This window comes from Mixta mediterraneensis, assembly GCF_030283135.1.
GTDB lineage: Bacteria > Pseudomonadota > Gammaproteobacteria > Enterobacterales > Enterobacteriaceae > Pantoea > Pantoea mediterraneensis.
The window spans coordinates 1-12,211 of sequence record NZ_JASUAZ010000070.1 but is presented as its reverse complement, the minus strand read 5'-3'; the positions used below and the strand labels follow the sequence as shown (position 1 = coordinate 12,211).

Genomic DNA, 12,211 nt, shown 5'->3' with positions numbered 1-12,211 from the left:
GTACGCCAATGGCCACGTTACTTGATGGAAAACGGGTCTGGGCAGAAAAGAATCTGAACCAGATTTAATCTGACAGACACCTGTATAAATAACCGGTAACTGTCAGATCAGGTCTGAGCTAGTACACCTTATTCATACCGCGCAAAAATTCGCGCATGGCACTCACCCGGCGCTGGTCTTCCAGGCGTTTGTCAAAGTTGTTGATATAGTACACGGGCGTATAGCGAACCCTGTTAAGCTGCATTGTGAGCGTATTGCCCGTGACCACCTCCGCAGGAATACCCAGCAGGGAAAGCTGAATAAACGCCATATCGGCCGCAACAGGATCGATATCGATGCAGCTACCGAACATATGCTCAGACGGGTTATAGCCTGCCTCCAGCAGATATTCCGCATACGCCACAATCATTCCCGCCGCACCGCTTGCCGGATCGCTGACGGTCACGAATCCCTCACGGCGTATCGTTTCGTCGACGTCCGGCATCAGCAGCCTCGCCAGCAGTGACTGGACGTGATACGGCGTGAAATACTGTCCGTTGCGGTCGTCGCCAAGCTCAAGCTCCATGAAGATCGCGCCGAGGAAGTCGTGGAATTTGGCCTCCAGTGCGCAGACCATCAGGCAGAAGAGCGTATGCAGGTTGCTGATATCGCTCTCGCTGTACTTCGCGCAGATTTTGCGGCTCTGCTCAATATTCTCCGGCGTTCTTATCCGCGCCATATCCAGCTCGCTGGCGGCCAGCGTGATAAAGTCGCTGAACACCTCCCAGCGGCGCAGGCTGCGGGCGGTATCCCTGAACACGCTGATAAACTGGCGGCGGGCCTGGTCGATTGTCATCATCCGGTGCGGTATCGGCTGCGCATTCACGGTGGGCAATACGGGTTTAGCGGGTGTTAAGGGTGCGGCTTCTCTCGCCTGATCAAAGAAGCTGGCAAAACTGAGTTGAGACATATTTCCTCCTTAAATGCCGCCCCCTGCGGGGCGGCACCTCCGTCAGTTAAATGCGCGCTTCAGTTCGAGCGTGCGTAACACCTGCCCCCACTCGCTTCCGCGCATGGCAGGAATGCGAACGGAGCGCCCCTTTCTGCGGCACTTTGCGATATGTCTCCCCAGCGCCCGCATTTCGGTGCTGAGTGCCTCCGGTGCGATTTCGCCGCGCTTAATCCGCACCTGCTTTTTAGGCGGCTGATTTTCCGCCTCGCAGATCTGGACATACAGGGCGGTCGGTGTAACAATCGAAACTTCACTGAATTGCATTGGTTTTTTCCTTTTGGTGAAGGCCGGATTAATCGTTGCAAGCGGGTAAATCCGGCGGGATATGGCAGACGAAAGTCTGCCTTTTTCATTTCTGGCGCTGCATTCCCTCCTTAACGCGTGCCAGAATCTCCGCGTGGTCAAGGTTGCTGTAGTCACGCATCCGGTAATAACGGATACCGATCCGCGCGTAGATTTCGGTCACATTGCCGCAGACCATTTCCGCCAGCATGAAGGTTTCACACTCGCCGTTCTCACTGCTGCGCCAGTTCATCGGGTACATCAGCCCCAGCGCATCATGGAAGGCGTGAACGTCGATTTCGACGGGCGCGGTCAGATATGACTTTTCGCGGCTCAGCCAGTACGCGCGTTCGGCCTCACTGGTCGCGTAAATACCTGCTTCGGCACTGGATTCGGTCAGATTTAAGTGCATGGTTTATCTCCTTCTGGTTAATGGAGTTGATGTTTCGCCGTGGTGGTTATTCGTCGAACGTGATGCCGGAAAAATGCGCCATCAGATGCAGCATGTCGGCAATGTCATCGACTTTCTGCTGAATGGCTGGCGTGGCTTTCAGGATGCGCGTTACAGCGGTTCTGAGTTCGCCCATATAGCGGTTTGCAGACTCGCCCAGCGCCGTTTTGTCTGTATCGCTCTGGTACTTCATCAGGGCTTTACTGACGAGGGTTTGCAGGGTATCAAACTCGCTGAGCGCGTTTTTCTCCCATGCGTCGAAGCTGAATGTGCTGTTCATGTTACCGTTGCTGATGCTCATGATGTTTCTCCGTTGTGACTGGCGGCATCCCCTGCCGCCGTGGCTGACATTTAAGGGTGCTTACTCGCTGAGCATGGCGCATTCAAAGGCCATACAGTCTTTCAGGCTCTTGTCTGCATACGCCCATGCCGCCCGTCCTGTTTCTCCGTATAACCGCACCGCCTGAGCCTTAGCCTGTAGCCACGGCTGGACAATGTGGAATGAGAGAAGCGGCTTGCGGGTGTGCCAGTTCATCACGCCCTCGTTCCAGACGTTTTTACTCATGGCGCACAGGATGTTGCAGACTTCTTCCGCCTCGTCGTCCTCTGACAGTTGCAGGTTCCAGACCTGACACAGCTCCAGCAGGAATGACTTTTGCTCTGCGATAACGCAGGCCAGACGCGCATCCGGGTCTGAACCCCATCTTTCGGAAGATTCTTTGGTGGCGGTTTTGACGTTGACGTTCTGTGTGTTCATCCTGCTTTTCCTTCTGTCTGGTGGTTTATCCATCTCTCGGTGAGTTCCCTGGCGGCAAAGGGCAAAGGAGCAACGGCGGGGCGGCAGGAGAAGGGCGGAGACAAAAGTTTTTGCGGTCCTTCGCAAAAACTTTTGGCGGAGTTCATTTCACCCTTCGGATGACGACACGACGGTGCTACGACAAGCCCTCCGCCCGGGGACTTAACGGGAGAGGGCTCGCCAGAGGTACGGGGAGAGGATGAACACACCCGACACGGCGGAACGACGGGGCGTCAGAGGACTGTCGGCAGTTTTACCGCCGACAGGGTGAAGCGGCGCGTCCGTTTACGGACGCAGCAAGCGCAGGGGTTGACGTTGCGTCAGGATGGACGCCCGCAGGGCAGAGACAGCTTGCTGGCTCTGTTCACGACAGCCGTGTCCCGTCAGGGACGACGCCCGTGTATTGCCGTTTCGGTGAAAACAGCCAGTTCATTAGCCAGACCCGCCAGCGTATACCGTTTTTTATCCAGTACATTAGCCCGCAGCAGCAGCAGGCTGTTAACCAGAAAAGTGTCCAGCACCGGCATTCTGCGCAGACATTTAATGATGTTATCCGAAAAGCATGTGTGCAAAAGAAAATCCCGACAGGCCGTCAGCCATCTTCAGCCTGCCAGCGATACAGACAGCTCAGGGACAGGTTCAGTTCATCAGCAATACTCCGCACATTTTCACCCGTTTCGTTGCGGGCCTTCATTCTGCGCACGGCCTCCCGCCGGATCTCTGCGCTGACCCTTTTCACGGCAGGGGAGATTTCCCATATCCGGTTTAGGGTCGCCGTTCTGGAGGACGACTTTTGCTGTAGTGCTGAGGGTCTGCTTCGCTCTTTTATCCTGGCGTACCCTTCCGCCATCATTCTGACCTGCAGGTCAGGGTCCAGCTCGCCGCTCCGGATACGTCTGATAACGTTGTCCCGGCATCTGGCTGAGTGTTCGGCACTGGCAAGCGGGACATGTTTCGCTATACCCCAGCGCTCGCGATATTCACTTACCGACATCTCATGTGTCATACGCAGATGCGGGGCCAGGAAGGAAAACGCCCTGCCGCACTCCCTGCAGACAATGTTCCCCCGCGTATTCCGTTCTGTTGCCATCACTCCACCTCCCTGCCGTCACCGTATCCCTCAGCCCAGTCGATAATCTGCGTATCAAGTACGTCCAGCTGCTTCTCCACTTCTTCGGCCAGCATGTTGAAGTCGCACTCCAGACCACCACTCAGGCCATCCCACTCAACCGACATATCGATGAGCTTGTTTATCATCGTCTTCAGGCGTTTACATTGACTGCGGGCAATTTTCAGTTCCTGCCCGTACGGATTTGCTCTCCTGCTCATGTCCCCTCCCGGAATGTCAGCTTGTTCGGTACCATCCAGTGCTCCAGCTGTCGTACGGGAACGGAAGCCTCTTCTGTCAGCAATCCGGCCTCGAACACCATGCTCCAGAGCGGTTCGCGGGCAAATTCATCACGCTCCAGCGCCGACAGGGAAGGAAAGCGCTCGCTCCAGCGCCAGAACATCTCCTCCAGGTCGTACTGGCGCAGCTCAGTCCCCGACCAGCGTGCGCTCCAGCTGCTGACCGTTTCCGGTGTATGGAATGCCAGCTCAATCTCCGCCTGCCCCGCCAGCGCCTGGTACGCCGTTTCGCGCTGGCACGCTTCCTTACGGCGCTGGCGGGTGTATTTTTCATCCCGCAGGGCGTCCTGACAGCGAACGCGCTCGGTCTGCTGAAAGGCCACCTCCGGAAAGAGGCGCTGACCCGCACCAACGGGAAGCGGCAGCCAGCAACGCGTCCCGCGACTTTCAATCAGCGCATCGATGGCACTGAGCCAGCTGTCCCTGCTTCCCCGCAGCTCCCGCGCCGTCAGCACCGGCGCAAAATGATGGATTTCCCTGATAGTGTTGCGTGTGCTGCCCGTGAGTCGCCGGAAAAAGGCGCTGGCATACGGATACATCGTGGACACCGCGCCGCGCGACCGCCGGCGTTCAACCTCAGCGATAGCCTCCATCGCGGCGCGTCGCTCAGGGCTGAAGGGAACCAGTGACAGGTTTGCAGGTATCATGCCGCGCCCTCCGCTGCCAGAATACTGATGATGCTGGCCTGACTGTATCCGTCCGCATCGAGACGCGCCGTCAGGCTGACGGTGTGGCTGATAAGCTCCGGCTGGTAGCCGCTCAGGGTACGAATGACGGAGAACGGGCGACCGCTGGCGGGCACGAACACCACCATCCACGCCGGACTGATGGCACCTGGACTGCACACGGCAATATGGTAGTTGCCGTGCGGGGGCGTAAAGCGCACCTGCACGGGGAAGAAGCCGCCGAACTCGCTGCGGTACTCGCCGTTCACATCCCAGTTATCAGGGCAGGACAGGTCACGCATAACGGCGTGGGTCAGTTCGCGGCGAAAGTCTTCGCCGCTGTCCCGCCAGTCCTCAAACTCATCAAGGGACATCGTTTTCAGTACATCGGGGGTAAGAATAGTGCGCATGGGTATCTCCTTATTGCCGCCCCGCAGGGCGGCTCTCCGTTATCAGGCGGCGTGTGCCGTGTTGGTGGTGTCGTTGCCAGTGCTGTCGGTATCTGAAGCAGCGTCGTCAGCATCGGCCTTACCTGCTGACTCCGGTCCTTTGAGCCATGCCGGAACCCAGCGGGTGTGCTGCATAAAGTGCTCCGCATGCGCTGCTGCATCGCCCTTCTTCATCTTCTCCGCGTCACCCGCCGCGCCCGTCAGCCCCGCCTCTTTCAGGGAGGCGACAATCTGCGGATGTTTCAGGCTACCGAAGTAGTTGTCCTTCGTCGGCTGCCACCAGTCGCGCAGGTGGAAGCCGATTGCCGCCTCGACCGTATCGAGGGTACTGCGGGAGGTGTGCCCCATATCGCGGGTCTGTACCCCGTCAACGGAACAGGCCGTGCAGAAGGCCATCAGCGACATCAACACCCCGCCGTCAAGGGCAAAGAAGGTGGTGAAGTCCTTCTCCCACCCTTCCGGCAGCAGGGCTTTCAGCCTTGCCCGTTCGGTCATGAGCATCTCAAACGCTGCGCCATTCTTACCGGACGGGGCGTTCTCCGTCAGGCTGCCGTGGGACACGGTCAGACTGATACGGAACGGGTGCGTCGTGGTCAGACAGCCTGAAAATACGCAGGTACACATGCGCCAGACCATCAGCGCCACTGCCTTTTCGGGCTGCTGCATCAGCGCCGCCTGTACTGCCAGCGTACGCTCGGAGGTCATTTTCGTGAGCAGCGGAACGCTGATCCCCTCTGCGGCGTCGGGCTGGCGTGAGGTGAATGGCACCGTTACGCTGCTGGTTACGGTTTCTTCCGGCATATCCGCTTTCAGGCGCACACCGCGCTGCACGTACACCTGCCCTTCGTACAGGCTGACCATCACTCCCGCGCCTGACTTCATGTCGTCAGTCCACGCGCTGGCTTCTGCCGCCTCCTGAATGGCGAGGATGTCCGCTTCGATCGCATCTGACTCGTCGCAAACGCTGTCATATGTGTCGTACTGCTCCCGCAGCGCATCAAGACGCTGCTGTTGTTCAGGGGTGTACACCGGATCGGGTTCAACAGGCTGAACGAACTCTTTACCGTCTTCGCCGTGGTACCAGATGCGGGCTGCGCGTCCGCGACTCCATGCCCAGCCCTCACGCTGCTGAATGTCCAGAGCGATACGCTCCAGCTTCTCCTGCACCAGACGCTCAACCAGCACGCTGTCTGCCGTGCCGTCGCCCTCGTCCTGGCTGAACAGGTCTTCACGAACGTAACCCCCTGCCGCCTCATACGCTTCGCGCCCGATAAACCGGAATTTGGTGTTGTCGGTGCGCATCTCGGTTTCGGTAATGGCGCGTTTAATCAGGTGTGCGGGCGCGTTCGACCAGCTGGCCTTCACGCTTTCAAATACCTCAACCTGACGGGCAGGATCGTCCTCGAGACAGAGCGCCTGACACTGCTCAACGGTCAGTTCGTCCTGCGCGAGCTTATCCATCAGGGACGGGGCGAGGTTTGCCAGCTTCAGCATGCGCTGCACGTGGCGGGAGCCGAAGCCGAGGGCGTCGCCAATCTGTGCGGGAGTTTTGCCCTGCCCTGCCAGCGTACGGAAACCTGCGATTTGCTCAGCGGGATGCATGGCGGCGCGCTGCTCGTTCTCCGCGATGGAGGCAAGGGCAGCAATGTCGTCTGAGACGCGCTTCACCATGACGGTATGATCGGCCGCAAGACGATCTTCCTGCGCCAGCAGATTCAGGGCAGTCAGTCGGCGGCCACCTGCGGCCACGCCGGATTGTCCGTCCGCGAGGGTGTGAACAATCAGGTTCTGCAGCAGTCCGAGCGCCTCGATGGAGTCAGCCAGACCGCGAACGCTGTCCACGGAATACGGGATGGTGCGCACGTTCAGCGGGGATTTAGCGAGACTGGACAGCGGAACATACTCGATGACAGCGGCCTCAAGGGCGGCTTTCAGGGCTTCTTCCTGCGCCTTCGTGATTTTTTTGCTGCTCGCTTTTTTGGGTGCTTTTGCTTTAACATCGGTTACTGACATAGTTGATACCTCACTGGATATTGATGATTGTCTGGCCCTGCGGAGTTCGCGCTCCGGCAGGGCACCTCTTTCTTACTGCGGCTTGCGGATACCGTAGTCCGCGATATAACGGTTGAGCCAGTACGTGCCGCCCGGCTCAAAGTTCCACGTGCGCCAGACCATTTCACCGTCCTTACGGACAACCAGACGAAAATGCGAACCCTGATCGTCCTCTATCGCCACGTTGGTGTACTGTGACGCAACGGCCTCAGCCTGTTCGCGGGTAAAGGTGTCGTCGGGTAAAACCGCCAGCGCCTCGCTCATGTTGCTCCTCCTTCTGAACCTGTTTTGCTTTTAAAAAACCATCACCCGTTGAGTTGCCGGGGCCGCGGTTTTGACGTTTTGCGGGGACCTGCTGAACGCCCCCGCTGGTTGTTACCTTCACCCGTTTGAGAGCCGTTCGCCGCAGGGGCGTAAACCAGCGCGGGCGATGGCGGATGTCCGGGGCGCGGTTTACCGCGTGCCATTTACCCTGGACAGCTGACAGCGGCTGTGCTTGTCTCAGCCCCGGCGAAAGGACTCAAAAGGGTGAAAAAACCAGGCAAGGAATGAGCAGGAACCCGCCGCAACGACGGAACGTGCGGGCGCGAAACGGCGTTGCCCTGAAGAGGCCCGGCAGCATTACCGCCGGGCTGGTGAGAGCGGCGCATCCGTTTACGGATGCAGCAAGCGTGATGTTGAACCTGCGACAGTGCGATGGAAGCCCGACAGGGCGGAGACGGTTTACCGGCTCCGTTTACGACAGCGCCGGTTCCCGCCAGGGAAGTCGCCCACAGTCATATCGCCCGGGAAGAAAAGCCGACAGGACAGCGATATCAGCCAGTACGCCATCACCATCACCATTACCAACGGCAACGGCAACGGCAACGGCAACGGCAACGCAGGCATTATCGCCAGAACAGAAATAACGCCGACCCGCTGCAGTACACCGGTATTCATACCCTGACACCACAGGTACATCAGACACTCGCGGAGATGCGCGGCGCCGCAGGCGCAGCGAACTTCGCCAGCAGGCAGAGCCTGCCTGGGTTTTCCCCGCGGGCTGACAGGCGGCTGAACCGCCTGCCGGGGAAAATCAGTTGCTGAAGACGTAGCCGTCATGGAATACATAACCGCTGCTGAACAGGTCACGCGCCCAGGCTTCAAAATCGAAATAGCTGCGCAGCGGCTCCGGCACCTCATTCAGCAGGCCGTTGTCTTCAGCCATTTCACGCGCATAGTCCTCCTCGCTCTCCGCCTCGCCGCGATACGCATCGTCAAACGCGTCATAGTCACACTCGCCGGTATACTCCGCCCAGGCGATAAAAGCGGCTTCCCTGCCCTCTTCTTCGGCACGTTTGTAAGCGGCGATAAAATCCCAGTCAATGGAGCTTTCAGAGGCAAACTGTGACGGAATGCCTTCCCAGTCCTGGAACATAAATTCTGCGTCCCATTCATCGGCGTGCAGCGCCTGGCAGGCCTCGTAAAAATCCTCCCTGCCGTCAAACTCCGTCAGGTCAAACCATTTGCCAAAAATGCTGCCGCAGTTGTATTTGTGATACGTACCCACGTAAACAGCGTAAGCGTCTCATCCAGACCGTATTGACGCTCAGACAAAAGTGAGATCGACCTTCCAGGGCAGCAGATCACGGACCCGGTTCACCGGCCAGTCCTGGATATGACCGATGACGTAACGCAGCCACGCCTCCGGTTCCACGCCGTTAAGCCGGCAGGTGCCGATCAGCGAGTACAGTACCGCAGCACGTTCCCCGCCCGCGTCTGAACCCGCGAACAGCCAGTTTTTCCGCCCCAGGGCAACGCCACGCAGCGCGTTCTCTGCGATGTTATTGTCTATCTCGGCCCAGCCGTTGCTGCAGTACAGGTTCAGCGCATCCCACTGCTTCAGCAGGTACGAGAACGCCTTCGCCGTATCCGAGTGGCGCGACAGCACCTTCATCTGTGCCTGTACCCAGTCGTACAGCGACTGCATCAGCGGGACCGTCTGCTCTTTCCGGACCGCCAGCCGCTCCTCTGCCGGGCTGCCGCGTATCTCCGCCTCGATGGCATACAGTTTACCGATGCGCTTCAGCGCTTCGGTTGTGACGTCGGTCGGTGTGCGGACGTGAACGTCATGGATTTTTCGCCGGGCGTGCGCCATGCAGGCCGCTTCGGCGATACGGCCGTCTTCGTACAGTGCGTTGTAGCCGCCGTAAGCATCGGCCTGCAGGATACCGCTGTATCCGGCAAGGTGTTGCTGCGGATGTATCCCCTTACGGTCCGGCGAGTACGCGAACCACACCGCCGGGGGAAGCGGTGAGCCCGCGTTACGGTCGTCCCGCACGTAGACCCACAGCCGGGCCGTGCGGGTTTTACCGCTGCCCGGCTCCTGAACCGGCACAGGGATATCGTCGGTATGCACCTTGCCCGGAATCAGCACGTACTGGCGCAGCAGGTCATACAGCGGCTCCAGCAGTTCGCTGACCGCACCGGACCAGCGCCCCAGTGTGGCACGACTCAGCTCCACGCACTGACGCCGGTATATCTCTGACTGACGATAGTGAGGCGTGTGCTCTGCGAACTTTGCCGTGACGATGCGCGCCAGCAGCCCGGGACCCGCGTAGCTGCGCTCTATGGGTTTTGCCGGCATGGTCGCCTGAACGATGTGGTCACATCCACAGCAGGCCAGTTTTGGCCGCTGCGTTTCGATAACCTTAAAGGCGCTGCTGATGAGCTCCAGCTGCTCCGATACGTCGCAGCCCAGCGCGCTGAGCTCTCCGCCGCACGACGGGCAGGCGGTTTCTGCCGGCGACAGCGTGCGGGTTTCGCGGGGGAGTGTGGCCGGTAATGGTTTACGGGCAGAAGACTGGCGCAGCGGTTGCGGAACCACCGGGTCATGCTGCTCACCCAGCGCCTCAGCCATCTCCTCCTGCAGGGCGCCGATGCGCTCTTCAGCCTCGCGCACCTGGCGCTGCGTTTTCTCACGCAGCTTTTCGGCGCTTTTGCCGAACTGCATGCGCTGAAGCTTAGTGATCAGCGCCTTCAGCCGGTTGATTTCGCTGGCGTACGCCGCCACCCGCTGTGAGAGCAGGCGGTTATACTCCGCCATTTTGCGGATGGTCGTTTGCTGCTCCTGCAGCAGCGCCCTGAGCCGGGCATTTTCATCAGGGTATGAGGTGTCCATGACCCCACTTTACAGCAGGTTATATGCGTATTCCAGGGCGTTCCGTCCGCTGCGGATGTTTCCAGTTAATGCCTTCCAGCAGCATGGAGAGCTGCGCAGGCGTCAGATGCACTTTTCCGTCACGGGTCACCGGCCAGACGAAGCGCCCCCGCTCCAGTCGTTTGGTGAACAGGCACAGGCCGTCCCGGTCGGCCCACAGCACCTTTATCATGTCGCCGCGACGACCGCGAAAGATAAACAGATGACCGCTGAACGGATCGGTGCGAAGCGTGTTCTGCACTTTCGCTGCCAGCCCGTTGAAGCTACAGCGCATATCTGTCACGCCAGCAACCAGCCAGATCCGCGAACCTGCCGGAAAGCTAATCATGACTCACCCTCCCTGAGTTCGCTGACCAGTGCGCGCAGAAGTTCAGGCGTCAGCGGGCCAGTCAGGTTGAGGCTTCCACCTGGCAACGTCAGCCTGCAGCTGATGACCGGTGGCAGGTCTGCTGATACGACGCCGTTTTGCCTGGGCGGAGGGACAACAGGCTCCATAGTAACCGGAATCAGAGTCGCTCTGTTGGCCGGATCCAGTAGCCCCTGACGATGCAGATTGCGCCAGTTGAACAGCAGATTATCGTTAATGCCATGCTCACGGGCAATTTGAGCCACACAGGCGTCCGGCTGCAGGGTCAGCTCCGCCATGCGAATTTTGAATTCCAGAGGCCAGTCCGGCCGGCGTTTTTTTACAGGAAGATTTGTCTCAAGATTGAAGGCATAGAGCTCTTCCTCCAGGCGTTCAGGCGTGTATTCTTCCGACAATGGCCAGTTAATTCCGGTTCGTCGAAAACGCGTGAACATTTTATGTATGGCAGATGAGCTAAGGTTCAGTTGTTCTGCTATTTCACGGTAAGTCAGAGCCTCATTAAAGCGCAGGCTCAGCGCTGTGAAGATCCATGGTCTTCTGGTGTAAGGCGTATTTTTGTCCACGGTAGTGTCCATGTTCGCGAAAGTGTCCATGGTAGGAAACGCGGGCAAAAATAAAAGACGGTCTGGATGAGACGCTTACCCTGTTTCCACGCAGCCATAAAACGATCGATGCGGTTCCAGCCGTAGAAGCTCACCATCAGCGCGTCTTTTTTCAGCACGCGATACATCTCATGGCAGGCGGGTTGCAGCCATTCATCGGTTTTATCGCCGGCGATGGTACGCCCCTGACGGTCACGAAAACCGACGAGATATGGCGGGTCAGTCAGTATGAAATCGACAGCATTATCCGGAAAGCCGGACATGATATGGACGCAATTACCCTGGATAAATCGGGACATGGTAGTTCTCCTTTCTCAAATGCGGCGCCAGTTACGCCGTGCCGATACGACAGCCGGGCGAAAAGCGGAGAATGCAGGGGCGGTGCCGCAAGCCGCAGCGCAGTGAAAAAGCAGACGCTGGCTGGACGGTTTGACGGCGAAAATTGAGACGGAAAACGACGGGAAGACAGCGTGTAATACCTTTGAAATTAACTGCGACCGGGTGAGGACACCGGCAGAGCGAACCCTTGCATTCGAAGCGGCCCGGCTACAGTAGCGGCACGGCGGCCACACGATGGCAGGAACCTGAAATACGGCCTATGTTCTGAACTGAAGAAAACACAGATTTCGCATGCGAAATCTTCACCGGAGAAACGATATGTGCGGTCGGTTTACGCAGTACAACTCCCGCGAGGAGTACCTGGCCTTTCTCGGAGAAGAAGCAGAACGGGATATTCCGTATGATCCGGAGCCCGTCGGCCGCTACAACGTAGCGCCCGGAACCCGGGTATTACTGCTGAGTGAGCGCCGCTCGCAGCTGCATCTTGTCAATACCGATCGAATTCTGACCCACCCTGCCAAAGTAAAACTGACCCACCCCCTTTGAATCATTCGAGCGTTGTTGCTTTCGTTTTCTTCTGGAGTTGACCGCTTTTCAGCTTATCTTTCAGT

The 12,211-nt window shown here is 58.5% G+C and carries 17 protein-coding genes and 2 pseudogenes; 1 reads left to right on the top strand and 18 read right to left on the bottom strand.

Going from position 1 to position 12,211, the window contains the following annotated elements; translation table 11 throughout:
- Positions 1–118: 118 nt before the first annotated feature.
- The 18 genes and pseudogenes from QRY16_RS20805 to QRY16_RS20720 all read right to left on the bottom strand — a co-directional run.
- The gene (locus tag QRY16_RS20805; protein ID WP_193406955.1) at positions 119–949 is read right to left on the bottom strand and encodes an N-6 DNA methylase; all 831 of its coding nucleotides are present in this window, start codon (positions 947–949) and stop codon (positions 119–121) included.
- A gap of 42 nt (positions 950–991) precedes the next feature.
- Positions 992–1,255 (bottom strand): hypothetical protein, encoded by a 264-nt coding sequence (locus QRY16_RS20800; RefSeq protein WP_193406956.1) that lies wholly within the window; start codon positions 1,253–1,255, stop codon positions 992–994.
- 85 nt (positions 1,256–1,340) lie between these two features.
- Positions 1,341–1,685, bottom strand: coding sequence for a hypothetical protein (locus tag QRY16_RS20795; RefSeq protein WP_193406957.1), 345 nt, complete (start codon positions 1,683–1,685; stop codon positions 1,341–1,343).
- Positions 1,686–1,731: 46 nt separating this feature from the next.
- Positions 1,732–2,025 (bottom strand): hypothetical protein, encoded by a 294-nt coding sequence (locus QRY16_RS20790; RefSeq protein ID WP_289777904.1) that lies wholly within the window; start codon positions 2,023–2,025, stop codon positions 1,732–1,734.
- Positions 2,026–2,085: 60 nt separating this feature from the next.
- Positions 2,086–2,481 carry an ammonia monooxygenase gene (locus QRY16_RS20785; RefSeq protein WP_193406959.1) on the bottom strand — a complete coding sequence of 132 codons (396 nt, stop codon included), beginning with the start codon at positions 2,479–2,481 and terminating at the stop codon, positions 2,086–2,088.
- A gap of 422 nt (positions 2,482–2,903) precedes the next feature.
- Complete coding sequence (locus tag QRY16_RS20780) at positions 2,904–3,041, bottom strand: hypothetical protein (protein WP_289777903.1); 138 nt, start codon at positions 3,039–3,041, stop codon at positions 2,904–2,906.
- Between the two features lie 71 nt (positions 3,042–3,112).
- Positions 3,113–3,610, bottom strand: a complete 498-nt coding sequence (locus QRY16_RS20775) for a MucR family transcriptional regulator (RefSeq protein WP_193406960.1) — start codon at positions 3,608–3,610, stop codon at positions 3,113–3,115.
- Positions 3,610–3,849 carry a hypothetical protein gene (locus tag QRY16_RS20770; RefSeq protein ID WP_289777902.1) on the bottom strand — a complete coding sequence of 80 codons (240 nt, stop codon included), beginning with the start codon at positions 3,847–3,849 and terminating at the stop codon, positions 3,610–3,612. The genes QRY16_RS20775 and QRY16_RS20770 overlap by 1 nt, the downstream gene beginning before the upstream one ends.
- A complete protein-coding gene (locus QRY16_RS20765) occupies positions 3,846–4,574 on the bottom strand; it encodes a plasmid SOS inhibition protein A (protein ID WP_289777901.1) in 729 nt (242 codons plus the stop codon). The genes QRY16_RS20770 and QRY16_RS20765 overlap by 4 nt, the downstream gene beginning before the upstream one ends.
- Complete coding sequence (psiB, locus tag QRY16_RS20760; protein ID WP_193406962.1) at positions 4,571–5,002, bottom strand: conjugation system SOS inhibitor PsiB; 432 nt, start codon at positions 5,000–5,002, stop codon at positions 4,571–4,573. The genes QRY16_RS20765 and psiB overlap by 4 nt, the downstream gene beginning before the upstream one ends.
- A gap of 42 nt (positions 5,003–5,044) precedes the next feature.
- On the bottom strand, positions 5,045–7,054 hold the full coding sequence (locus tag QRY16_RS20755) for a ParB/RepB/Spo0J family partition protein (RefSeq protein WP_289777900.1): 2,010 nt from the start codon (positions 7,052–7,054) through the stop codon (positions 5,045–5,047).
- A 72-nt stretch (positions 7,055–7,126) separates the two neighbouring features.
- A complete protein-coding gene (locus tag QRY16_RS20750; RefSeq protein WP_047359683.1) occupies positions 7,127–7,357 on the bottom strand; it encodes a DUF905 domain-containing protein in 231 nt (76 codons plus the stop codon).
- A 459-nt stretch (positions 7,358–7,816) separates the two neighbouring features.
- Positions 7,817–8,203, bottom strand: a complete 387-nt coding sequence (locus QRY16_RS20745; RefSeq protein WP_289777899.1) for a hypothetical protein — start codon at positions 8,201–8,203, stop codon at positions 7,817–7,819.
- The gene (locus tag QRY16_RS20740) at positions 8,169–8,642 is read right to left on the bottom strand and encodes an antirestriction protein ArdA (protein ID WP_289777898.1); all 474 of its coding nucleotides are present in this window, start codon (positions 8,640–8,642) and stop codon (positions 8,169–8,171) included. The genes QRY16_RS20745 and QRY16_RS20740 overlap by 35 nt, the downstream gene beginning before the upstream one ends.
- Positions 8,643–8,681: 39 nt before the next feature.
- Positions 8,682–10,253 (bottom strand): IS66 family transposase, encoded by a 1,572-nt coding sequence (gene tnpC / locus QRY16_RS20735; RefSeq protein WP_289777897.1) that lies wholly within the window; start codon positions 10,251–10,253, stop codon positions 8,682–8,684.
- Positions 10,254–10,272: 19 nt separating this feature from the next.
- Entirely contained in the window at positions 10,273–10,620 is a 348-nt protein-coding gene (tnpB, locus tag QRY16_RS20730) for an IS66 family insertion sequence element accessory protein TnpB (RefSeq protein ID WP_289777896.1), read from the bottom strand.
- Positions 10,617–11,234 (bottom strand): IS66-like element accessory protein TnpA, encoded by a 618-nt coding sequence (gene tnpA, locus QRY16_RS20725; RefSeq protein ID WP_193405102.1) that lies wholly within the window; start codon positions 11,232–11,234, stop codon positions 10,617–10,619. The genes tnpB and tnpA overlap by 4 nt, the downstream gene beginning before the upstream one ends.
- A 71-nt stretch (positions 11,235–11,305) precedes the next feature.
- Positions 11,306–11,560: pseudogene (locus QRY16_RS20720) on the bottom strand (DNA methyltransferase); the annotation flags it as partial.
- Positions 11,561–11,918: 358 nt separating this feature from the next.
- Here QRY16_RS20720 and QRY16_RS20715 point away from each other — a divergent pair.
- Positions 11,919–12,086 (top strand): annotated as a pseudogene (locus QRY16_RS20715) (SOS response-associated peptidase family protein); the annotation flags it as partial.
- Between the last annotated feature and the right edge of the window lie 125 nt (positions 12,087–12,211).